General features: G+C 67.7%; 20 protein-coding genes and 2 riboswitches. Of the genes, 7 read left to right on the top strand and 13 right to left on the bottom strand.

What is annotated here, in order from left to right:
• Positions 1 to 77 precede the first annotated feature (77 nt).
• The 9 genes from ACEU5R_RS28415 to ACEU5R_RS28375 form a co-directional block, all read right to left on the bottom strand.
• A complete protein-coding gene (locus ACEU5R_RS28415) occupies positions 78 to 1058 on the bottom strand; it encodes a DUF4105 domain-containing protein (RefSeq protein ID WP_103271116.1) in 981 nt (326 codons plus the stop codon).
• Complete coding sequence (locus ACEU5R_RS28410) at positions 1055 to 2452, bottom strand: HdeD family acid-resistance protein (RefSeq protein ID WP_392413112.1); 1398 nt, start codon at positions 2450 to 2452, stop codon at positions 1055 to 1057. Before ACEU5R_RS28410 ends, ACEU5R_RS28415 begins: the two co-directional genes overlap by 4 nt.
• 15 nt (positions 2453 to 2467) lie before the next feature.
• Positions 2468 to 3106 (bottom strand): LysE family translocator, encoded by a 639-nt coding sequence (locus ACEU5R_RS28405; protein WP_103271118.1) that lies wholly within the window; start codon positions 3104 to 3106, stop codon positions 2468 to 2470.
• A 149-nt stretch (positions 3107 to 3255) separates the two neighbouring features.
• A complete protein-coding gene (gcvP, locus tag ACEU5R_RS28400; RefSeq protein ID WP_103271119.1) occupies positions 3256 to 6129 on the bottom strand; it encodes an aminomethyl-transferring glycine dehydrogenase in 2874 nt (957 codons plus the stop codon).
• Positions 6130 to 6220: 91 nt separating this feature from the next.
• Positions 6221 to 6598 (bottom strand): glycine cleavage system protein GcvH, encoded by a 378-nt coding sequence (gene gcvH, locus ACEU5R_RS28395; protein WP_103271120.1) that lies wholly within the window; start codon positions 6596 to 6598, stop codon positions 6221 to 6223.
• Positions 6599 to 6685: 87 nt separating this feature from the next.
• On the bottom strand, positions 6686 to 7786 hold the full coding sequence (gcvT, locus tag ACEU5R_RS28390; RefSeq protein ID WP_392413109.1) for a glycine cleavage system aminomethyltransferase GcvT: 1101 nt from the start codon (positions 7784 to 7786) through the stop codon (positions 6686 to 6688).
• An 80-nt stretch (positions 7787 to 7866) separates the two neighbouring features.
• A riboswitch (glycine riboswitch) is annotated at positions 7867 to 8001 on the bottom strand.
• A gap of 29 nt (positions 8002 to 8030) precedes the next feature.
• A riboswitch (glycine riboswitch) is annotated at positions 8031 to 8125 on the bottom strand.
• Between the two features lie 109 nt (positions 8126 to 8234).
• A complete protein-coding gene (locus tag ACEU5R_RS28385) occupies positions 8235 to 9128 on the bottom strand; it encodes a ZIP family metal transporter (RefSeq protein ID WP_392413107.1) in 894 nt (297 codons plus the stop codon).
• A 25-nt stretch (positions 9129 to 9153) separates the two neighbouring features.
• Positions 9154 to 9768 (bottom strand): superoxide dismutase, encoded by a 615-nt coding sequence (locus tag ACEU5R_RS28380; protein ID WP_392413105.1) that lies wholly within the window; start codon positions 9766 to 9768, stop codon positions 9154 to 9156.
• Between the two features lie 133 nt (positions 9769 to 9901).
• On the bottom strand, positions 9902 to 10555 hold the full coding sequence (locus ACEU5R_RS28375) for a GntR family transcriptional regulator (protein WP_392413103.1): 654 nt from the start codon (positions 10553 to 10555) through the stop codon (positions 9902 to 9904).
• A 296-nt stretch (positions 10556 to 10851) separates the two neighbouring features.
• On the opposite strand from ACEU5R_RS28375, the gene ACEU5R_RS28370 reads away from it, so the two are divergent.
• Genes ACEU5R_RS28370 through ACEU5R_RS28350 form a run of 5 tightly spaced genes read left to right on the top strand, consistent with a single transcriptional unit; the run spans position 10852 to position 16270 of the window.
• Positions 10852 to 12165, top strand: coding sequence for an MFS transporter (locus tag ACEU5R_RS28370; protein WP_392413101.1), 1314 nt, complete (start codon positions 10852 to 10854; stop codon positions 12163 to 12165).
• Positions 12166 to 12193: 28 nt separating this feature from the next.
• Complete coding sequence (locus tag ACEU5R_RS28365) at positions 12194 to 12979, top strand: short-chain dehydrogenase/reductase (RefSeq protein WP_392413099.1); 786 nt, start codon at positions 12194 to 12196, stop codon at positions 12977 to 12979.
• 11 nt (positions 12980 to 12990) lie between these two features.
• Positions 12991 to 14124 (top strand): pyridoxal phosphate-dependent aminotransferase, encoded by a 1134-nt coding sequence (locus ACEU5R_RS28360; RefSeq protein ID WP_392413098.1) that lies wholly within the window; start codon positions 12991 to 12993, stop codon positions 14122 to 14124.
• A gap of 8 nt (positions 14125 to 14132) precedes the next feature.
• Complete coding sequence (locus tag ACEU5R_RS28355) at positions 14133 to 15014, top strand: alpha/beta fold hydrolase (protein ID WP_392413096.1); 882 nt, start codon at positions 14133 to 14135, stop codon at positions 15012 to 15014.
• On the top strand, positions 15011 to 16270 hold the full coding sequence (locus tag ACEU5R_RS28350) for a M20 family metallo-hydrolase (protein WP_392413094.1): 1260 nt from the start codon (positions 15011 to 15013) through the stop codon (positions 16268 to 16270). Before ACEU5R_RS28355 ends, ACEU5R_RS28350 begins: the two co-directional genes overlap by 4 nt.
• Before the next feature lie 14 nt (positions 16271 to 16284).
• Here the strand turns inward: ACEU5R_RS28350 and ACEU5R_RS28345 are convergent, their stop codons facing one another.
• The 3 genes from ACEU5R_RS28345 to ACEU5R_RS28335 form a co-directional block, all read right to left on the bottom strand.
• Positions 16285 to 17490 (bottom strand): NAD(P)/FAD-dependent oxidoreductase, encoded by a 1206-nt coding sequence (locus tag ACEU5R_RS28345; protein WP_392413092.1) that lies wholly within the window; start codon positions 17488 to 17490, stop codon positions 16285 to 16287.
• Between the two features lie 23 nt (positions 17491 to 17513).
• Positions 17514 to 19775: an arginine/lysine/ornithine decarboxylase gene (locus ACEU5R_RS28340; protein WP_103271125.1), complete on the bottom strand. Its 2262-nt coding sequence runs from the start codon at positions 19773 to 19775 to the stop codon at positions 17514 to 17516.
• A gap of 257 nt (positions 19776 to 20032) precedes the next feature.
• Positions 20033 to 20485 (bottom strand): hypothetical protein, encoded by a 453-nt coding sequence (locus ACEU5R_RS28335; RefSeq protein WP_392413090.1) that lies wholly within the window; start codon positions 20483 to 20485, stop codon positions 20033 to 20035.
• An 87-nt stretch (positions 20486 to 20572) separates the two neighbouring features.
• Between ACEU5R_RS28335 and ACEU5R_RS28330 the strand changes: the two genes are divergently transcribed.
• Positions 20573 to 21115, top strand: a complete 543-nt coding sequence (locus tag ACEU5R_RS28330; RefSeq protein WP_392413088.1) for a GNAT family N-acetyltransferase — start codon at positions 20573 to 20575, stop codon at positions 21113 to 21115.
• Positions 21116 to 21193: 78 nt separating this feature from the next.
• Here the strand turns inward: ACEU5R_RS28330 and ACEU5R_RS28325 are convergent, their stop codons facing one another.
• Positions 21194 to 22435, bottom strand: coding sequence for a diguanylate cyclase (locus ACEU5R_RS28325; protein WP_103271128.1), 1242 nt, complete (start codon positions 22433 to 22435; stop codon positions 21194 to 21196).
• A gap of 149 nt (positions 22436 to 22584) precedes the next feature.
• On the opposite strand from ACEU5R_RS28325, the gene ACEU5R_RS28320 reads away from it, so the two are divergent.
• Positions 22585 to 23152: VOC family protein (locus ACEU5R_RS28320; RefSeq protein WP_392413087.1), on the top strand; the 568-nt coding region annotated here is incomplete at its 3' end.

Below are 23152 nucleotides of genomic sequence, written 5' to 3'. Positions count from 1 at the left end.
TTTTCATAGCCGGGCCGTCCCAAGATGAAAACTGCCCCCATCGGGGGCAGTCGGCGCACGCGGCAAGAAAGCCCTCCTCATTCGCCGGGCACGCCCTGGCGGATATTGCGCGAGAACTGCGCCGCGTCGGCCGTGGCGCGCGCGCGGTCGGTATAGCGGCCGGCGTCGCGATAGGCCCGCGCGCTGTCCGCTCCGCGCAGCGCGCCGATGCGATACAGGTATTCGGGCAGATAGCCGGACAGCAGCAGCCGGTAGTCCATCGGCAGCCCTGGCACGATGCGCCGGGCCAGCTGGTACACGATGGTGATGCAATTGGCGGTCAGCGTGTTGTAGAAGCGCGGTTGACGCGCCAGCCCGTTGGCCGTCTCGACATAGGCCAGGAACAACGCGCGCGCCCCGCCCTCGGGCATGTGCACGCGATACAGGTAACCGTCCTCGCCGCGCACATTGGTGCGTACCCGCAGGCTGTCCTCTTCGGTGGACGCCAGCACCGACAGCTCGTACTGGCGGAAGAAGCCCCCGATCTCGGAGAACGCATCGCCCAGCTTGCGGCGTACCTCGACCGAGAACACCACGTGCCGGCCGTCGCCGAAGCCAAAGGACACCAGCGCATGGGCGATCGCGGGGCGCCCCCAGTACGACAGCGCGACATCCACCGATTCCAGACGCGACAGATCGTAGGTCTCGGTGCGCCAGCGCACGTCGTAGTCGCTGCGCGTGCGCCAGTCGAAATCGCGCACGTCGTGCAGCGTGACCCGGTCGCCGTCGATGTCGCCGCACGTCGTCCGCGCCACTTCGGGCATCCAGCTGCGCGCATTGGACGGCCGCACCCCCAGCCGCCACCAGGCCAGCAGGCCGAGCAGCGCGGCGCCGAACAGCCAGAGCGGCGCGGCATGTTCCAGCGCCAGGCCCAGCAACGCCGCGCCGGCCAGCGCCAGCCAGCACGCCACGGACAGCGCGCGCCACGCACCGCCACGGGGCGACTGGAACCACAGCGCGCCCGCGCCCCACCCCGCCGCCGCCACGATCGTCACACCGGCCAGGATGGCGAGGATCATTGCGCGCCTTGCGACGAGGGCGCCTCTTGCGCGTTGCGCGCCTGGGCTTCCCGGTCCTGGCTGCGCCAGGCCGCGCGCCGCAGCCTGATCAAGCGCAGCGCGGCCTGCGACATCTGCCACCAGCCGAACGGCCGGGGGTCGGCCAGCATGCTGAGCGCGCGCGCGTAGTCCAGCGTCAGGCCCGGCGTCCAGGCCATGGTCAGCGCGCGCTTGCGGATCTGCGAGGCCACCCACAATTCCGGCGTCAGCAGCAACCGCAGCAGCACGCGCCAGCCGGCCTGCGGACCATGCAGCCGGCCGACCACGCCGTCCAGCGCCGCCTCCAGCGCGCGCGATACCGAGCTGGAACAGTTGCGATGCGTCAGGTTGTAGGTGGCATCCTGCCGGTAGACGTCCCAGAACGCCTGCAACTTTGCCGCGTCGTAGTTGCGGATGCGCACCTGCGTGGTGGACGGACACCAGGCCTGCGCTTCCGTGGCGTAGTCGGGCTGGAACACGCCCGGCACGTCGTTCTCGGCCGTGGCGCGCAGCAGCGCGCCGAACTGTTCGGGAGACCGGTCGATCTCCTGCGCCGGGTATAGGCTCACATACACGCCTTCAGGCGATTCCAGCGCCGCGTGCCCCGTGGAGATGACGCCGTTGACGTCAACGGCGGCGATGTAGCGGTTCAGCATCAGGTAGTTGCGCGTCTGCGCCTTGGCCGAGCCGGACGGGGTCCAGACGTGCACGGTCAGGGCACGCTCCGATTCCAGCGGCGGGCCGTCGAACACAGTCTGCGCCGGGCCAGCGGACGCGGTCGGCATGAAGTCCGGCCGTGCGTTGACGACCAGCCCGGGATTGGCCCCCAGCGTGCGGACGCGGCGTGCAAGCACCAGCAGCTTGAAGCCGGAGAAGGCCAGGAACAGGCCCACGCAATACGGCACGGTGCCCACGTAGTGCGTGGGATAGGGCTGAAAGAAGAAGATGGCCAGCAGGATCTCGGCCACGCCCGAGGCGAAGACATAGCGCCAGCGCGCGTAGCGCACCACGTAGGCGGCGATGCACTGCATCAGCCCATCGACCAGGAACAGCAGGCCGAAGATCATAGACAACACGAAATGCCCGTGTTGGTCGCCCGCCAGGACCAGCACGCCGGCCGTCAGCACAAACAGGCCCTTCACATAGCGCAGCACGCGCTGGCCGCCGACGCCGGACTTGGCGATGGCCAGCGTCGCCAGCCCTTCGATCACGATCAGCGCGGCAAAGCCGTCCAGGGGGAAATACAGCACCCCGTCCAGCGCGTCGATGAACACCACCGCGCCGGCAACCAGGAGCAACCAGCCGGCGACGGCCAGCCCGAGCGCGCGCTTGCGCAGGTAATCGACGCCCAGCAGCAATAGAACCAGATTTCCCATGCCCGTGACGCCGCGTCAAAGGCCGCTCTTGCGCGCGGTCAGGATCAGGCGCAGGCCCAGCGCGGCCATGGCGCAGGCGGCGAGCCGGTCCACCCATTTCTTCGCGCGCAGGTAGATGGCCCTCGGCCCCTGGGCCGAGAAGCACAGCGCGACGATGGCATACCAGCCGAACTCGACCAGGAACACCAGCGGCGGCAAGGCGAAATACACCCAGGCCGGCGGCTGCTGCGGCAACAGGGCCGCGAAAATGCTGCCGTACCAGATGGCGGTCTTGGGATTGCTCATCTGAGTGGCAAGGCCCGTCCAGAACGACTTGCGCGCGCTGCCTGAACGCGCGGCCACGGCGCCAGGCAGCGCGAAAGGTTGGCTCGCGCCGCGCCAGATCTTGTACGACATGTAGAGCAGGTACGCGCCGCCGGCGAGCTTCAGGCCCAGGTACAGCCACCCGACGGTTTGCAGCACGGAATAAAGTCCGGCCAGCGCTAGGCTGGCGAACAGGATGCCGCCGATGCCCATGCCCAGCGCCGAGGCCAGACCGTCCAGGCGCGACTGGCCGATGGCGCTGCGCGCGACGATGACGAAGCTCGGGCCCGGCAGCATCGCGCCCAGCCACAGCGCCCCCAGGATGGCCAGAATGAAAGCAGGCGTATTCATCAGGATCTCCCCCCGCGCGGCCGCGCCGCGCGCACGCCTGATTCTTGCACATCCCCGCGGGCGCGATAAAAAAAACCCTGGTTCCAGGAACCAGGGTTTTCCTCCCGCCGGCACAACGGCCCCGCCTCGCGGCGCGGCCGTCATGCGCCTCAGGCGTAGGCTTCGACCGGCAGGCAGGCGCAGACCAGATTGCGGTCGCCATAGGCGTTGTCGACGCGAGCCACGGGCGGCCAGTACTTGCCGTCGCGCAGCGAGGCCACCGGGTAGGCGGCCTGCTGGCGCGGGTAGTCGTGCAGCCACTCTTCGGCCAGCAGCATCTGCGCGGTATGCGGCGCGTTCTTCAGGACGTTGTCCTCGCGGTCGCGCTCGCCGCGCTCGACCTGGGCGATTTCCTCGCGGATCGAGATCATGGCGTCGACGAAGCGGTCCAGCTCGGCCTGGCTTTCCGATTCGGTCGGCTCGACCATCAGCGTACCGGCCACCGGGAAGCTCATGGTGGGCGCGTGGAAGCCGTAGTCCATCAGGCGCTTGGCGATGTCCTCGGCGCTGATGCCGCTGGTTTCCTTGAGCGGACGCACATCCAGGATGCACTCGTGCGCCACGCGGCCGTTGCGACCCGCGTACAGCACCGGATAGTGGTCGCGCAGGCGGGTGGCGACGTAGTTCGCATTCAGGATCGCGACTTCGGTGGCGCGGCGCAGACCGTCGGCGCCCATCAGCGAGATGTACACGAACGGGATCGGCAGGATGCCGGCCGAACCGAAAGGCGCGGCCGAGACCGGGCCGACCTTGGCTTCGCCGGGCAGCTTGCCTTGTTCATTGACCACGCCCGGCAGGTACGGAGCCAGGTGCGCGCGCACCGCCACCGGACCCACGCCCGGGCCGCCGCCGCCGTGCGGGATGCAGAAGGTCTTGTGCAGGTTCAGGTGCGAGACGTCGGAACCGAACTTGCCGGGCTGGGCCACGCCCACCATGGCGTTCATGTTGGCGCCGTCCAGGTAGACCTGGCCGCCGGCCTGGTGCACCAGTTCGCAGATCTCGGTCACGGCTTCCTCGAACACGCCATGCGTGGACGGGTAGGTGATCATCAGCGCGGCCAGCTTGTCGCCGACCTGTTCGATCTTGGCGCGCAGGTCGGGCAGGTCGACGTTGCCGTTGGCGTCGGAGGCCACCACCACCACATCCATGCCGGCCAGCTGGGCCGAGGCGGGGTTGGTGCCGTGCGCCGACGAGGGGATCAGGCAGACGTTGCGCTGATGCTGGCCGTTGGCCTGGTGGTAGCCGCGAATCGCCAGCAGGCCGGCGTACTCGCCCTGCGCGCCGGAGTTCGGCTGCAGGCTGATGTTGTCATAGCCGGTGATTTCGCACAGCGCGGCCGACAGGCGGTCGATCAATTCCTTGTAGCCCTGGCTCTGCGAGGCGGGCGCGAAGGGGTGGATCAGCGCGAACTCGGGCCAGGTGATGGGGATCATCTCGGCCGTGGCGTTCAGCTTCATGGTGCACGAGCCCAGCGGGATCATGGTGCGGTCCAGCGCCAGGTCCTTGTCGGCCAGCTTGCGCAGGTAGCGCAGCATGTCGGTTTCCGACTGCACGCTGGAGAACACCGGATGCTTCAGGATGGCGCTTTCGCGGGCCACGGCGGCGGGAATGCCGCTGGCGGCCGCGGCGTCGAGCGCGTCGATGTCCAGCTCGACATCATCGCGTTCCAGGCCGGAGGCGAACACGTTGACCAGGGCCTGCAGGTCGGCGGCGGTGACGGTCTCGTCCAGCGAGACGGCCAGGCGCGCGCCGTCGACGCGGCGCAGGTTGACGTGGGCGCAGTCGGCCGCGGTCAGGATGGCGGGCGTGGCCGCGCCGGTTTCCAGCAGCAGCGTGTCGAAGAAGCTGTCGTTGGCGACCTTCACGCCCAGCTTGACCAGCTCGGCGCGCAGGATCGCGGTGTAGCGGTTGACGCGGTTGGCGATGCGGCGGATGCCGGCCGGGCCGTGCCACACGGCGTACATGCCGGCCATCACGGCCAGCAGCACCTGCGCGGTGCAGATGTTGGAAGTGGCCTTTTCGCGGCGGATGTGCTGCTCGCGCGTTTGCAGCGCCAGGCGCATGGCCGGGTTGCCCTGCGCGTCCTTGGACACGCCGACCAGGCGGCCGGCCATGTTGCGCTTGTAGGCGTCCTTGCAGGCCATGAAGCCGGCATGCGGGCCGCCGAAACCGAACGGCACGCCGAAACGCTGGGCCGAGCCCACGGCGATGTCGGCGCCCCACTCGCCCGGCGCGGCCAGCACGGCCAGCGCCAGCAGGTCCGTGGCCACGGCCACCACCGCGCCCTGCGCGTGCGCGGCGTCGGCCAGCTTGCGGTAGTCGGCCACCGAGCCGGTGCTGTGCGGGTATTGCAGCAGCACGCCGAAGCATTCCGGCAGGCCTTCGGCCTCGTCGCCCACGGCGATTTCGATGTCCAGGCCCTCGGCGCGGGTGCGCACGACCTCGATGGTCTGCGGGTGCACGTGGCGCGAGATGAAGAACACCGGGCTCTTGGACTTGGCGCTGCGGCGGGCCAGCGTCATGGCTTCGGCGGCGGCCGTGCTCTCGTCCAGCAGCGAGGCGTTGGAGATGTCCAGCCCGGTCAGGTCGGCGACCATGGTCTGGTAGTTCAGCAGGGCCTCCAGACGGCCCTGCGAGATCTCGGGCTGGTAAGGCGTGTAGGCCGTGTACCAGGCGGGATTCTCAAGAATGTTGCGCAGCACCACGTTGGGCGTCTGCGTGCCGTAGTAACCCTGGCCGATGTAGCTGCGGTAGACCTTGTTGCGCCCGGCGACCTGCTTGAGCTCGGCCAGCACGTCGGTTTCGCTGCGCGAGGGCGGCAGCGCCAGCGGGGCCTGGCTGCGGATCTTGGGCGGCACGACTTCTTCGATCAGCGCGTCCAGGCTGGGGCTGCCGATCACGGCGAGCATGGCGGCCTGGTCGGCGTCGGAGGGGCCGATATGGCGGGGGATGAAGTCGGTGTGGGTGTCTAGGGCGCGCGACATGGGGAGGATCTCGGGTGCGTGAGCGTCGGGGACGATCGGTATGGCAACGCGCGGGCGGGCGGCGGCAGCGGCCGGCCCGCGCGGGACGGGCTTAGCCGTTGGCGACGGCTTCGTAGCCGGCGGCGTCCAGCAGCTTGTCCGCGTCGGCGGCGTTGTCCGGCTTGATCTTGAAGATCCAGGCGGTGAAGGCCGACTCGTTGATCAGGTTGGGATTGCTTTCCAGCTCATCGTTGAAGGCGACGATCTCGCCGGCCACGGGCGCGTAGATGTCGGAGGCGGCCTTGACCGACTCGACCACGCCGGCGGTTTCGCCGGCGGCCAGCTTGGCGCCGACCTTGACGTCGCCGACGAAGACCAGGTCGCCCAGCTGGTCCTGGGCGGTGTCGGTGATGCCGACGACGAACACGTCGCCTTCGGCTTTGACCCATTCATGGGACTCGGTGTACTTGCGATCGGTGGGCAGGCTCATGGGAACTCCTGGGGCTATTCGGATGGGGGAAAGGGATTGCGCGCCTCGCGCGCGGGCCTGCCGGCCGGCGCGCGCGAAGCTTCGAGTTTACGAGTGTTCGACGGCTTTGCCGTTACGGACAAATGGCAGCTTGCAGACCAGGGCGGGCACCCACTTGCCACGGATGTCCACCTCGACCGTGTCGCCGGGAGCCACGCCCACGGGCAGGCGGGCGAAGCCGATGGACACGCCCAGCGTGGGCGACATGGTGCCGCTGGTCAGCTCGCCCGCGCCCTGCTTGGCGCGCACGGCCATGTGGGCGCGCATCACGCCGCGCTCCTGCAGCTTCAGGCCCAGGAAGGCGGCCGGGTTGGCGAATTGTTCCAGCGCGTCGCGGCCGATGAAGCGGCGCTCGGCGTTCTTCAGCGACACCGTCCAGGTCAGGCCGGCCTGGTCGGGCTGGATCAGCTCGTCCATGTCCTGGCCGTAGAGGTTCATGCCGGCTTCCAGGCGCAGCGTGTCGCGCGCGCCCAGGCCGCAGGGACGCACGCCCTGCGCCGCCAGGTCGCGCCACAGCGCGACGGCCTGCGTGGCGGGCAGCACGATCTCGAAGCCGTCCTCGCCGGTATAGCCGGTGCGGGCCACCAGCGTGTCGTCGCCCACCTGGGCGGCCACGAACGGGGTCAGCGGTTCGCTGGCGGCCTGCCAGGCCGGACGCGCGGCCCAGACCTTGGCGCGGGCGTTGGGGCCCTGCACGGCGATCATGGCCAGGTCGCGGCGCGGCGCGATGGCCACGTCGAACTTGCCGGACTGCCGGACGCGCTGCATCCAGGCGATGTCCTTGTCGGCGGTGCCGGCATTGACCACGACGCGCCACTCATCGGCGGCGAAGAAATAGATGATCAGGTCGTCGATCACGCCGCCCTGCGGATTGAGCATGCAGCTGTACAGCGCCTTGCCCGGCACGGTCAGCTTGGCCACGTCGTTGGCGACCAGGCGTTGCAGGAAGGCGAAGGCGTCCGGGCCGGTCACGTCGACGTTGAGCATGTGCGAGACATCGAACATGCCGGCGTCCTGGCGCACGGCGTGGTGCTCTTCCAACTGCGAGCCGTAGGCCAGCGGCATGTCCCAGCCGCCGAAGTCGACCATTCGGGCGCCGGAGGCGATGTGTTCGTCGGCCAGCGGGGTGCGTTTGAGGGTTGCGGACATGCGCGGGAACTCCGGAGCGGCAGCGTTGCCAGGGTTGCGGAAAGCCGCCAGCGGACACGCGTCCACGGCACGGCTGAATCTTCCGCCCCTCTGTCCTTTTGCCTGAGAGTTGCCCCGCGTGGCGGGTGTGCACCTTCGGCGCCTGGGCTGCCCGCTACGTCCCCATTCGGGACGGCCTGAAAGGCGCGGCGCCAGGTCTCTCCAGAGTGCTGTTTTGCCGCGTCGACCGAAAACCGGGACAGGGCAAGCATGGACGGTATGGGTTACCTGAGCGATTCCGGGCGAATTGCGCCTTCGGCGGCGGCCAGCTTGATGGCCGCTCTCTCCCGCAACATGCGTGACAGCGGCGCAAGCATACATCGAAACCCCGGGCGCCGGAAAGCGAGGAAACCCGGCAGTCCGCGCGCCGTTCGGGCGGCCGCGACAGACCGGGAGCAAGCCGCCGCCACTAACCCAGCGCGGTGTCCAGCAACATCATCAGCACGAAGCCCAGCATCAGCCCGCCGGTGGCATGGACCTCGTGTCCCTTGCGGTGCGATTCGGGAATGATTTCATGGCTGATGACGAACAGCATGGCCCCGGCGGCAAAGCCCAGTCCCCACGGCAGCAAGGCCGCCGACCAGCCCACCACGGCAGCGCCCAGCACCGCGCCCAGCGGCTCGACCAGGCCCGACAGCATGCCCAGCGCCACCGCGAAGGCGCGCTTGTAACCAGCGGCCATCAGCGCCACCGCCACCACCAGCCCTTCGGGAATGTCCTGGATGGCGATGCCGGTGGCCAGCGCCGTGCCGCGCAGCGGGTCGTTGCCGGCATAGCCCACGCCGATGGCCAGCCCTTCGGGCAGGTTGTGCAGCGTGATGGCGAACACGAACAGCCAGGTGCGGCGCAGGCGATGCGCCTCGATGCCTTCCCTGCCCTTGATGAAATGCTCGTGCGGCAGGCAGCGGTCCATCAGCAGCAGCACCGCCGCGCCCAGCAGGATGGCGGCGCCCACCAGGATGCCGGCGCCCCAGGGGCCATGCCCCAGCTCGCCCGCCGCGGCGATGCCGGGCGCCACCAGAGAGAAGGCGCTGGCGGCCAACATCACGCCGGCGCCAAAGCCGTACAGGCTGTCCTGCACTTTCTGCGGCAAGGTCTGGGCGAACAGCACGGGCAGCGTGCCCAGCGCGGTCGCGGCGGCGGCCATCATGCCGCCCAGCAGCGCGTCGGCCACGTGCGGCGCGCGCACGTCCAGGCAGACCCAAAGCTGGTACAGGGCCAGGCAGGACACCAGCACGGCCAGCGTCCAGATGCTGACGCTGGTGGCGGCCGGCCGGATCCGGTGTCGGCTGAATGTGTTCATGGGCGCCTCGCTGGCCTAACCGCGATCAGCCCACGGCGGCGGCGTAGCGGCGCGCCACCTCGGACCAATCGATCACGTTGTAGAACGCGCCGATGTACTCGGGACGGCGGTTCTGGTACTTCAGGTAGTAGGCGTGCTCCCATACGTCCAGGCCCAGGATCGGGGTATTGCCGTGCATCAGCGGGCTGTCCTGGTTGGCGCTGCTCTCGACCACGAGCTTGCCGGCCGGCGTCACCGACAGCCAGGCCCAGCCGCTGCCGAAGCGGGTCAGCGCGGCCTTGGTGAAGGCTTCGCGGAAAGCGTCCAGCCCGCCGAGGTCGGACGCGATGGCCTGCGCCAGCGCGCCGTCGGGCGCGCCGCCGCCGCGCGGCGACATCACGGTCCAGAACAGGCTGTGGTTGGCATGGCCGCCGCCGTTGTTGCGCACCGCCGCGGTGATGGCGGCGGGCAGCTGGTCCAGCCGCGCCACCAGCGACTCGACCGGTTCATCGGTCGACAGGCCGGCGCCTTCCAGGGCGGCGTTCAGATTGTTGACGTAGGTCTGGTGATGCTTGCCGTGATGGATCTCCATCGTCAGCGCATCGATGTGCGGCTCCAGCGCGTCATAGGCGTAGGATAGCGAGGGCAGGATGTAAGGCATGCGCAGTCTCCGAGGTTTTATTTCATGCAAATATAAATGATATTGGTTTTCATTTATAAAATGCAAGAAGCCTGGCCCATGCCAAACCTGCCGCCAGTCCGGCCACGCGCCGGAGCAGGCACGCGCCTTGGGTTCAGGGCTGCGCCGGCTCCGGGAACAGCGCAATGAAATCCAGCATCTGCTCGCCCAGTAGATTGACGTGGGTCGTCATGGCTCGCGCTGCGGCGTCGCTGTCGCCCGCGGCTATCGCGGCGATGACCTGCTCGTGTTCGTCGATCGTATCCAGCCGGCGCCGCAACTTCTGGGTCACGAGCTTGCGGTAGGTGGAGACCCGGTTGCGCAAGCTCCGCGTCTGTTCGGCCAGGAACTCATTCTGGCTCGCCTCGTAGATCACCTCGTGGAAGCGCCGGTTGGCCTCGTAGAAATCGTCGATCCGATCGGTGTTGGCGCAAGCCTGCAGCTCCACTTGCGTGGCGCGCAGCCGCTGCAATTGCTCGGCTGTCGCTCGCCGGGCCGCCAGGCGCGCGCACAAGCCCTCCAGTTCCGCCATCACCTGGAACATTTCCAGCAGCTTGCGCGCCGACAACGCCGCCACCATCGCCGGCTGGCGCGGCCGCATCGTCACCAGCGCCTCCGACGCCAATTGCCTCAATGCCTCGCGTATGGGAGTACGCGAGCAGTTGAAGCGTTCCGCCAGTTCGATCTCCTCGAGGCGTGCGCCGGGCGCCAGCCGACCCGAGAGGATTTCGTTTTCCAAGGTGCTGAGAATCTGCTCGGCGCGGGTCACGCGTCACTCCATGAAGTAAGGGCGGCAAGGTTAGGCAAAGTGTACGCAAAACAGGGCCATATACACAGCATCCGCCCGTTCGACATATCTGCATGCCCGCGTATCCAGCCCTCCCCTCGCTGCCGGGCTCAGGGAAAGTCCCAGCACTGAAATTCTTTTCTCTTGTATTCACAAAGCATATATTTTGAATACAAGAAGAAAATTTAAGAATACATAGATGCATGCAAGGGGAGCCTACCCGCGCGGCACGCTGGTGGCCCTTCGACGGTTGCACAAACCCAGACGGAGGCTTACACATGCGCAACACGATAGAAATGCACCCGCCAGCGAGCGCCACACTGCGCGGCGATGACGCCCTGTACAGGAAGGTAGGCTGGCGGCTGTTGCCGTTCCTGATGTTCTGCTATGCCGCGGCCTATCTGGACCGCGTCAACATCGGCTTTGCCAAACTCCAGATGTCATCGGAGCTCGCCTTCAGCGAAACGGTGTATGGGCTGGGCGCCGGCGTCTTCTTCATCGGCTATTTCCTGCTGGAAGTCCCCAGCAACCTGATGCTGCGACGATTGGGCGCGCGCGTCTGGATCGCGCGCATCATGATCACCTGGGCCTTGATATCGGGCGCGTTCTGCCTGGTCACGACCCCCATGCAGTTCTATGTGCTGCGCTTCCTGCTCGGTTGCGCGGAAGCGGGTTTCTACCCCGGCATCGTGGTCTATCTCAGCCAGTGGTACCCACCCCGACGGCGATCGCAGGCGTTGGCGCTATTCATGATCGCGATCCCCGTCGCCGGCATCCTGGGCGGTCCGCTGTCTGGCTGGATACTCCAGGCCTTCCATGGCGCGCGAGGATGGAGCGGCTGGCAATGGATGTTCGTGCTGGAGGCCATTCCCTCACTGGCGCTGGGCATCATGACCCTCTTCTACCTGGACAGCAGGCCAGAGGATGCCCGCTGGCTGAACAACGACGAAAAGGCCCGCATAGCGGCCGGCCTCACCGGGGCCGCGCCGCCGAACCTGCAGGTCTCCCATACCGTCGGCCAGGTGTTCCGCGATCCGCGCGTACTGCTGATGGCGGTGATCTATTTCTGCGTGATCATGGGCCAGTACGGGCTGACGTTCTGGATGCCCACCCTGATCAAGGCCGCTGGCGCCACCGGACCGCTGCAAATTGGCCTGCTCTCGGCTATCCCTTTCGCCGTCGCCGTCGTCGTGATGGTGTGTTGTGGCCGCAGTTCCGACCGTAGCGGCGAGCGTCGCTGGCACCTCGCGGTGCCCATGTTCGCGGGCGCGGCGGGATACGCACTGGTGGCCTACGCCGGCGGCAACGTGCCGCTGGCCATCGTCGGCCTTTCATTGGCCGCGGCGGGCGCGATCACGCCGGGCCCGTTGTTCTGGGCGCTGCCGTCGTCCTTTCTGGCTGGCGAAGGCGCCGCCGCCGGCATCGCCGCGATCAACTCCTTCGCCGCGCTGGCAGGTTTCGTCAGCCCATACCTGATCGGCTGGCTGCGGGACCTTACCCAGACCTCCAGCATCGCGATGTATGTGTCTGGCGCGGTGCTCGTCATCGGCGCTCTGCTGATCCTGCGCGTGCCGGCGCGCATGACCGTCTAGCGCATTGCCACAACCAAAAGGAACCGCCATGGAATTGAACTTCAAGAACAAGTCCGCGCTCGTCACCGGCGCCTCCAAGGGAATCGGCCTGGCCACGGCGCGACGCTTCGCCGCCGAAGGCATCGCCGAACTGCACCTGGCGGCGCGTTCCGAAGACGCCCTGCTACAGGCGCAGGACAGCATCGCGGGCGAATACGGCGCCCGGGTCCACATCCACGTCACCGATCTCTCGCGGACCGAGAACACGCTGGCCCTCGCACGAGCCTGCCAGAACGTCGACATCCTGGTGAACAACGCGGCCGATTCCAGCCCCGGCCCACTCGACAAAATGAGCGATCAGGACTGGCGCAACAGCCTGGACATGAAGGTCTTCTCCTACGTGACGCTGACCCGCGAGCTATACGCCAGCATGAAACAACGCGGCGGCGGAGTGATCATCAACGACATCGGCAACTCCGGCGAAAACTGGGATGCCAACTACATTATCGGTACCACCGGCAATGCCGCCATGATGGCCTTCACGCGGGGCGTGGGCGGCTGGAGCCTGGACGACGGCATCCGCGTGGTCGGCGTGAATCCCGGTCCGGTCGCGACCGATCGCATGGTCAAGATGATGAAGCGCCGCGCCCTGGACTGGTATGGCGACGAAAACCGCTGGGAAGAGCTGTACGACAAGTACCCGGCCAAGCGTGCCGCCCAGGCTGACGAAGTCGCCGACCTGATCGTCTGGCTCGCCTCGGACCGCGCGGCCTATATCACCGGCACCATCGTCACCATCGACGGCGGCATCGCCTCGCGCCGCTCCATCATCTAGGGGTTCCCTCCATGAGCAACGCTGAAGAACGCAACGCTTATTTCGACAGGCTGTGCAATACCCCGGGATTGATGTGGCTGGGCCAGAACACCAATCACTTCGATCCCCACCCTTCATTGCGCGACGCCATCATCCAGGCCTTCGACGAGGGCGAATACCATGCCTACGCGCCGCCGCTGGGATTCGAGACGCTCAGGGCTCTCATCGGCCAGGATGTCGGCCTGCCCGACGCCTCGGTGATGGTGACCGATGGCGCCGTGGAAGCGCTGTACAACGTGTGCAGCCATGTCTGCGAGGCAGGCAAGGATTTCGTCACGACCAATCCCAGCTGGTCATGGCCCATGCAGTTCGCCGCGCGCCACGGCTGCAAGGTGGTGGAGTTGCCGATCTACGATCCCGCGCAGCAATACAAGCTGACGCCTGAACAACTGCGCGACGCCGTCAACGAGAACACCGGAGTCATCTATCTGGTCGATCCCAACAATCCCCTGGGCACCTGCCACACGGCAGCGGAGATCCGCGAGTTCGCCGCCATCGCCCGCTCGGTCGGCGCGTATCTGATCCACGACATCACCTACTTTCATTTCGCTGATCATCACACCCCCGCCTATCGGTTCTATCCCGAAAAGACCATCCTCACTTACAGCTTTTCCAAATGGCTGGGCCTGGCGGGCATGCGGCTGGGCGCCGTAATCGCCAATGCCGGCCTGATCGAGCGCTTCGCCTCAGCGCCGCCGAACAACTTGGGCAGCAACGTGCTGTCCCAGCGCGCTGCCATCGCCGGCCTGCGCAACAAGGCGCAGTGGTTTCCCGAGATCAATCGCCGTCAACGGCGCAACCAGGCCGAGGTGCTGCGGGCGGCGCAGGCGGTGCCAGGCCTGTCCATCCCCGTCTACCCCTCGCAGGCCAATCTGCTCGTGATGGAAACGGTGGACGCCGGCGTGACGCCCGAGGCGCTCGTGGCCGCATATCAGGAACACGGCGTCATGATCCGCCAGGGCAGCTACCACACGAAGCGTTTCGGGCATCGCTTCGTCAAGATCAGCCTGACCGTGCCGGAAAAATGGGCCGATCGCTTCTGCGAACTGCTGCCGGCCATGGTCGAACGCGCGCGCGCCATTGACGTACCCGCCAATCAATACTGAGGAATGCCATGTCCTATCTGACTACGCAGGACGGCGTCAGGCTCTTCCATGAAGAGGCCGGCCAGGGCACGCCTATCGTCTTCGTCCATGAGTTTGGCGGCGACGCGCGCAGCTGGGAACCCCAGATGCGGCATTTCAGCCGCCGCCACCGCTGCATCGTCTTCAGTGCGCGCGGCTATCCGCCGTCCGACGTGCCCGACGATCTCGAGCACTATTCGCAGGCCATCGCGACGCGCGACATTCTGGACGTGCTCGATCATCTGGCCATCGAGCGCGCGCATATCGTGGGCCTGTCCATGGGAGGCTTCGCCACGCTGCACTTCGGCCTGAGCCATCCGGACAGGGCCCTGTCCCTGGTGGTGGCCGGCGCCGGCTACGGCGCTGAAAAGGCGTACGAGACATACTTTCGCGACGTCTCGCTGGAAGTGGCCCGGCAGTTCGAAGCCCAGGGAGCCCCCGCGTTCGCCCAGACCTATGCACTGGCAGCCTCGCGCATCGCCTTCCAGCTGAAAGACCCGCGCGGCTGGCAGGAGTTCGCGGCCAGGCTGGGCGAGCACTCCGCGCGGGGCTCCGCCATGACCATGCGCGGCGTACAAGCGCGCAGGCCCTCGCTCTACGACCTCGAAGACCGCTTGCGGCGGATGGAGGTACCCCTGCTGGTCATGGCGGGAGACGAAGACGATCATTGCCTGCAGCCCGGCCTGTTCCTGAAGCGAGTCGTCCCGGCCAGCGGCCTGGCCATCCTGCCCAAGTCCGGCCACACGCTCAACCTGGAAGAACCCGCGCTGTTCAACCTGCTGGTCGCGGACTTCATCGCCACGGTCGAACAGGGCCGGTGGCTGCCGCGCGATCCCCGCGCGATCCCCGCCGAAATCATGAAAACATCATGAGCGTCTGCCCTGCCCAGCCCGCCAGCGGCTTCGTGAATGAAGACAGGTTGTCGCGACGACTGACGGCCATGGCCGCCATCGGCGCCACCGCCCAAGGCGGCGTCAATCGCCAGGCGCTTACGCGCGAAGACGCATTGGCGCAGCGGCTGCTGATCGAATGGGGCGCCGAACTCGGCTTGTCGCCCTGCACCGATCCGGCCGGCAATCTGTTCCTGCGGCTGCCCGGCCTGGATGCCGATGCGGCTCCGGTGCTATCGGGCTCTCATCTGGACAGCCAGCCCACCGGCGGCAAGCTGGACGGCGTCTACGGCGTGCTGGCGGCCCTGGAAGCCGTCCAGGCCATTGTCGCCACCGGCGTGACGCCCCATCGCCCGATAGAGATCGTCGCCTGGATGAACGAGGAAGGCTCCCGCTACGCACCCGGCATGATGGGGTCGGCCGCCTTCACGGGTGCCCGTCCACTGCCGGCGATCCTTGCTGTGACCGATGCCGCGGGCATTAGCGTGGCGCAAGCCCTGGCCGACGTGCGCCGCCTGCTGCCGGAAATACCGCAGCGCAAGCTGGGGCTTCCTGTTGCCGCCTACGTGGAGGCGCACATCGAGCAAGGCCCTGAGCTGGAACAACATGGAGACACGATCGGCGTGGTGACCGGCATCCAGGGCAAGCGGACCTTCCGCGTCCAGGTCCTGGGCGCGGCGGCCCATGCCGGCACCTCGCGACGGGCTGAACGCAAGGACGCCATGCTCGCGGCCACCGGCATGATTCAAGCGCTGGCCCACGCCTTGCACGATCCAGAGGACATCGTGAAATTCACGGTGGGCCGATACCTGGCCAGCCCGAATGCGCCTTCCGTTGTCGCCAGCGAGGTCGTGTTCTCCATCGACCTGCGGCATCCGGACAGCACCCGGCTCAAAGCCCTGGGCGACCAGATCGCGCCGATCTGCCAGGCAAGCGCCGCGCCCTGCGACGTCCATGTCGAGGAATTGTCGCGAGCCGATTCGCTGGAATTCCCTCCGGCCATGCGGGACCGCGTCCGGCGGGCGGCGGCGCGCCTGGGACTGCGCCATCGGGACATCCTGTCCACGGCGGGCCACGATGCCAGATACCTGCACCCGCACAGTCCCAGCGCGATGATATTCGTCCCCTCGCATCTGGGCCTGACCCACTGCGAAACCGAATACACCGCGCCCGCCGACCTCGCCGCCGGCGCGCGCGTGCTGGCGGACGTGCTGAACGAACTGGCGAACCCGGGCTGAATCCCGCCGGCTGGCTACAGCGCCTTGCCGCAGGCCACGCCCGAGGCCCAGGCCCACTGGAAGTTGTAGCCGCCCAGCCAGCCGGTCACGTCCACGGCCTCGCCGATGAAGTACAGGCCGGGCACGGTGCGCGCCTGCATGGACTTCTGGTCCAGCCCGCGCGTATCCACGCCGCCGCGCATGACCTCGGCCTTCTTGTAGCCGGCCGTGCCGCTGGGCGTCAGCGTCCATTGATGAATGTCCTGGGCCAACCCGCGCAGCGTCTTGTCCGGCGCATCGGCCAGTCTCAAGGCCGCCAGTCCGGGCTTGCCGCCCTGCTCCGCCAGCGCCAGCCAGGCGTCGGCCAGCCGCTTGGGCCACAGCCCGGCCAGCACCGTGTGCAGCTGCTGCCGGTTGCCGGACTTGGCATCCAGCAGCTCGGCGGCCAGGTCACGGCCCGGCGCCAGGTCCACCACGATGGGCTCGCCCGGCTTCCAATAGCTGGAAATCTGCAAAATCGCCGGCCCCGACAGCCCGCGATGCGTGAACAGCAGGTCTTCGAGGAATTCGCCGCGCGCCTTGCCCTGCCCCGTGGACAGGCTCACTTCCAGCGCCACGCCGGACAGCGCCGACAAAGGCTGCCATTGCGCCGCGTCGAAGGTCAGCGGCACCAGCGCGGGCCGTGGCTCGACGATTTTCAGGCCGAACTGGCGCGCGATCTTCAGGCCGAAATCGGTGGCGCCCAGCTGCGGGATCGCCATGCCGCCGGTCGCCACGACCAGCTTGGCCGCACGGATGAGGCCCTGGCTGGTGCGCAGCTCGAAGCCCTGCTCGCCGTGGGCGATCTCGGCCACCGAACAGCCCATGCGCCAGGCCACCCGGCCTTCGTCGCACTCGGCGCGCAGCAGCCCGATGATGGATTCGCTGGAATCGTCGCAGAACAGCTGGCCGCGATGCTTCTCGTGCCAGGACACGCGATGGCGCTTGAGCAGCGCCAGGAAATCCTGCGGCGTATAGCCCGCCAGCGCCGAGCGGCAGAAGTGCGGGTTCTCGGACAGGAAGTTGGCGGGGCCGACGCCGAGATTGGTGAAATTGCAGCGGCCCCCGCCGGAAATGCGGATTTTCTCGGCCAGGCGCTCGGCGTGGTCCACCAGGACCACGCGCAGGCCCCGCTGGCCAGCCACCGCGGCGCACATCATGCCCGCGGCGCCGGCGCCCAGCACGGCAACGTCAAACAACATCGGAGCTCCGGATCCTTGCGGGATCACTCTTCCTTCAGGCAGTCGACGTAGTAGCGCTTCTCGCCGTCCTCGCCCACTTCGTCGGCCAGGCCGTGGATGTAGGTCTCGAAGCCCGGGAAGCGCTCGTTGAACTCGCGCGCGAACTGCAGGTACTGCACGATGGTGCGGTTGAAGCGCTCGCCCGGGATCAGCAGCGGAATGCCCGGCGGGTACGGCGTCAGCAGCACGCCGGTGACGCGGCCTTCCAGCTTGTCGATGTCGACGCGCTCGACCTCGCGGTGCGCCATGCGGGCGAAGGCGTCGGACGGCTTGAGCGCCGGCACCATGTCGCTCAGGTACATCTCGGTGGTCAGGCGGGCCACGTCGCGCTCGCGATAGGCCTCGTGGATCTGCTGGCACAGGTCGCGCAGGCCCATGCGCTCGTAGCGGCGATGCACCTTGCAGAAGTCAGGCAGGATGCGCCACAGCGGCTGGTTGCGGTCGTAGTCGTCCTTGAACTGCTGCAGCGCGGTCAGCAGCGTGTTCCAGCGACCCTTGGTGATGCCGATGGTGAACAGGATGAAGAACGAATACAGGCCGGTCTTCTCGACCACCACACCGTGCTCGGTCAGGTACTTGGACACCAGCGCGGCCGGGATGCCGGTCTCGCCGAAGCTGCCGGACATGTCCAGGCCCGGGGTGATGATCGTGGCCTTGATCGGGTCCAGCATGTTGAAGCCTTCGGCCAGGTCGCCGAAGCCGTGCCAATGCTCGTTGGACTCCAGGATCCATTCATCGCGGTTGCCGATGCCTTCGGACACCAGGCGGTTCGGGCCCCAGACCTTGAACCACCAGTCGTTCTTGCCGAATTCGGATTCCACCTTGCGCATGGCGCGGCGGAAGTCCATGGCTTCGCGGATGCTTTCCTCGACCAGCGCGGTGCCTCCGGGTGGCTCCATCATGGCGGCGGCCACGTCGCAGGACGCGATGATCGCGTACTGCGGCGACGTGGACGTGTGCATCAGGTACGCCTCGTTGAACACGTTGCGATCCAGCTTGCGGGTCTCGGACTCCTGCACGATGATCTGCGAGGCCTGCGAAATGCCGGCCAGCAGCTTGTGCGTGGAGTGCGTGGCGAACACCATCGCGTCCTTGCTGCGCGGGCGGTCCTGGCCGATGGCGTGCATGTCCTGGTAGAACTCGTGGAACGCCGCGTGCGGCAGCCAGGCTTCGTCGAAGTGCAGCGTGTCGACGTGGCTGCCGAGCTGTTCCTTGATCATTTCGACGTTGTAGATCACGCCGTCGTAGGTGCTTTGCGTCAGCGTCAGGATGCGTGGGTTCTTGTTGACGGCCTCGCGCGCGAAGGGATTGGCCTCGATCTTCTTGCGGATGTTGTCCGGGTGGAATTCTTCCAGCGGGATCGGGCCGATGATGCCCAGGTGATTGCGCGTCGGGCGCAGGAACACCGGGATCGCGCCCGTCATGGTGATGGCGTGCAGGATCGACTTGTGGCAGTTGCGGTCCACCACGACCACGTCGCCGGCGGCGACGTTGGCGTGCCACACCACCTTGTTCGAAGTGGACGTGCCGTTGGTCACGAAGTAGCAGTGGTCGGCGTGGAAGATGCGCGCGGCGTTCAGCTCGGACTCGGCCACCGGGCCGGTGTGGTCCAGCAGCTGACCCAGTTCATCCACGGCGTTGCAGACGTCGGCGCGCAGCATGTTCTCGCCGAAGAACTGGTGGAACATCTGGCCCACGGGGCTCTTCAGGAAGGCCACGCCGCCGGAGTGGCCGGGGCAGTGCCAGGAATACGAGCCGTCCTGCGCGTACTTCACCAGCTCGCGGAAGAACGGCGGCGGCAGGCTGTCCACGTAGCTGCGCGCTTCGCGGATGATGTGGCGCGCCACGAACTCGGGCGTGTCCTCGAACATGTGGATGAAGCCGTGCAGCTCGCGCAGGATGTCGTTCGGGATGTGCTCGGACGTGCGCGTCTCGCCGTACAGGTAGATCGGGATGTCGGCGTTGCGAAAGCGCAGCTCGCCGATGAAGGCGCGCAGGTTCTTGATCGCGCTGGCCACGTCCTCGGGCGAGTCCACGTCGAACTCTTCATCGTCGATCGACAGGATGAAGGCGCTGGCGCGGCTCTGCTGCTGCGCGAAGGAACTCAGGTCGCCATAGCTGGTCACCCCGATCACCTCGACGCCCTCGGCCTCGATCGCGGCGGACAGGGCACGGATACCAAGACCGGACGCGTTCTCGGAACGGTAGTCCTCGTCGATGATGAAAATGGGGAAGCGGAATTTCATGCAGGCGCTCCTGGGGCAAGGCAAACGGACGCGTATAAGGGACGCGAGTGTACTGCGGTAAATAAACCGCCTGGGGATAGGCGGCGCGTAAGCCCGCCGGGGTGCGGGAATGGCCGAATTGTAGGGCGCTTTTTCTTTCAGTCCCAAGGCAATCCGCCCCGGGGCGCTCGCAGCCGCCCGCGGGTGTTGCGCATATGCCCCGCCGGGCGCGCCAGCGGCGTCGCGGCAGGCCGCCGCGACGGCGGGAAAACGGGGATCTAGCGCAGCGTCAGGGCCTCGCCGGCATGCAGGGCCGCGATGAAACGTTCGAAGTAAGGCGGGATAGCCTCGGCCTGCCCGTAACGGATGCGTCGCTCGACCTTGGCGATGGCGGCCAGGCAGACCTGGGCGCCGGACTCGCCGCAGACCAGCACCACCGGGTCCTCGTCGTCGCAGACTTCGTACAACCCGCCGTGCTCGCGCCGCGCCACCTCGTACAGGTAGGCGGCCGCGCCCACGGTCTGCATCGGCGTCAGGGCCAGCGCGCCGACGTGGGCGGCCTCGAGCGCGGCATCCAGCGCATGGATGCTGCCCGGCGTGTAGTCCAGCCCGACGCCGTCCGGGCCGGCGGCCTGTACGAAGTCCTGGGCGGCGGCGGCCACCCGCGCCACGAACTCCGCCTGGACTTCGTCGCGCCTGGCTTCATGGTTTGTCTTGAGGAAACCGAACATCGAGGGCTCCTTGGAGAAAACCGCTAGCGGCGTTGAAAACTATTATAGGCAAGCGTCCCCCTATACTGGATTGCCGCGCCGCAAGGCGTGCCCATTTCCCAACACCCCGCCATGCCCGATCCGCTGATACGACGATTGAAGCCCACCGACGCCGCACCCTTGCGCCAGTTGCGCCTGGACGCCTTGCGCGAAACGCCTGAAGCGTTCGGATCGAGTTACGAAGAGGAACATACGCTCACGCTGGACGACATCCGCGCCTGGGTCGCCACCGACATCGAGAACGCCATGTTCGGCGTGTTCATCGACGGCGCGCTGGCCGGCATGACCGGCGTCGGCCGGCAGCACAGATTGAAGATGCGCCACAAGGCGCAGATCTGGAGCGTGTACGTGGCGCCGGCCGCGCGCGGGCGCGGACTGGCGCGCCGGCTGATGCTGGCCGCCATCGACCACGCCGGCGGCATGCGCGGCGTGCGCCAGCTGCAGCTGAGCGTAACGGCCGGCAATCTTGCCGCGCGCGCGCTGTACGAGAGCCTGGGCTTCGCGGAGTACGGCGTCGAGCCGGAAGGGCTGTGCGTGAACGGCGTGATGCACGACGAAAGACTGATGACGCTGCGCCTGGCCGGCGACTGAGCGCCCTGCGGCGGCACACGCCGCTGGCGGCCTGCCGCAACTTCCCGCCCCCTGGAGCCGACGCTGCGTGGCGCCGTTTCAGCCCGAGTTGGCGCGCCGGCGCGCGCCGTAGGAACACACCTGGTTGCGGCCACCGTCCTTGGCCTTGTAAAGCGCCTGGTCGGCCGCCTTGATGACCGCCTCGGGCGCGCGCAACGCGTCGCCGCGCTCGGCCACGCCGATGCTGACCGTCACGCGCAACGGCCGCGTGTTGCGTCCGCCGCGGGCGCCACGGCGGCGCAAGCCCGCCTGGTCCGTCCGAGGACGGGCCGGCTTGTCGCGCAGGCGCATCTGGTAGGCCTCGATGGCGCGCCGCACGGCTTCCAGGTGCGGCATGCTTTCCGCCGCGGTCTTGCCGGGAAACACCAGCGTGAACTCCTCGCCGCCATAGCGGTAGGCATGGCCGCCGCCGGACACGCGGCGCAGTTGCGCCGCGACCATGCGCAGCACCTGGTCGCCCACGTCGTGGCCATGGGTATCGTTGAAGGCCTTGAAATGATCCACGTCCGCCATCGCCAGCGTATAGACCCGGCCCATGCGTTGCAGCTTTTCGTTGAGCGCGCGCCGGCCCGGCAGCCCGGTCAGCTCATCGCGGAACGCCATGTGGAACCCTTCATGGGCCAGCGAAATGGATAGCGAGGTCAGCGCGGCGGCCGACATCAGCGCCAGCTCGATCGGATGCTGTGCGCCGCGCGGCAGGGCCCAGGCCATGCAGACGAAGCCCAGCCACTGGCCGGCCTGCTGCGGACGGCCATAGCGCAACAGCAGCAGGGTCAGCGTCAGGCCGGTCGCCAGCAGCGCGGCCAGCGCCTCGACCGGAACGCCCAGGCGCGCCAGCGCGCCTTGCACGGCCAGCGTGCTGAAGAAGTCCGCCGTGCCTTCCTTGCCCGCCAGCGCGATGGCGGCCGCGCCCGAGGCCATCAGGCCCAGCCGCGCGGCCAGGTCCAGCAGCACGCTGGAGCGCTCGGCCCACAAGGCATTGATGGTGTAGGCCAGCGCCCACCAGGCCAGCGCCGGCCCCAGCGCCCACGGCGCCTGCTCCGCCAGAGCCGGCCAGGCCGCCGCGGCGACCAGCACGCTGAGCATCAGCGCCATGGTCTGCGAACGCTGGTACATCAGGCAGATGGCGATGCCGATCAGCGCCATCACCCAGGGCACGTAGGGGACGATCAGCGCCAGGGCGGGCGGCCAGTCCTGCCAAAGCAGCAGCCCCGCCGCCGCCGCCACCGGCAGCGCAGGATAGAACAACAGGGGCAGCCAGGGGATATGGGGGTAACGCACGATAGGGCCTTGCTCACGCTTGCTGAAATGACGTCGCCATATCGGCAAACACATATTTCACTTTACGGTCATCCCCAGAGGTTCTTTAGCGCCGCGCGACCGGCGACCGCCGTGCTATGTTGGCTGTCCCTGCCCGCGCCACCGCCCCCATGAGACTCCTGATCAATATCGACGTGCCCGACCTGGAGCGCGCCATCGGCTTCTACGAACAGGCTTTCGGGCTGACCCTTACGCGCCGCCTGGGGCCGGCGGTGGCGGAAATGTCCGGCGCCCAGGCTCCCATCTATCTGCTGGAGAAGGCCGCCGGCACGCCGGCGGCGGGCGCGGCGCGCCAGCCGCGGGATTACGCCCGGCACTGGACGCCGGTGCACCTGGACGTGGTGGTGGACGACGTGGACGCGGCCGTGACGCGGGCCGTCGCGGCCGGCGCCCGGCTCGAAGACCCGGCCGCCACGCATGCCTGGGGCCGCATCGCCCACCTGAGCGACCCGTTCGGCCATGGCATCTGCCTGCTGCAGTTCCTGGGCCGGGGCTACGACGAACTGGCCGAACCGGCGCTGCGCTACCCGGCCGTGTCCGAAGCCGATTTCGAGGACCTGCTGGCATTGCGCATCGCCGCCATGCGCGAAAGCCTGGAGCGGCTGGGCCGTTTCGACCCCGAGCGCGGGGGGGGGGGGGGGGGGGGGGGGGGGGGGGGGGGGGGGGGGCGGGGCGGGG

It is taken from the genome of Achromobacter sp. 413638, assembly GCF_043119405.1.
Taxonomy (GTDB): domain Bacteria; phylum Pseudomonadota; class Gammaproteobacteria; order Burkholderiales; family Burkholderiaceae_B; genus Achromobacter.
Note: the sequence above shows the minus strand (reverse complement) of the source record. Positions and strands in the feature narration are given on the sequence as shown.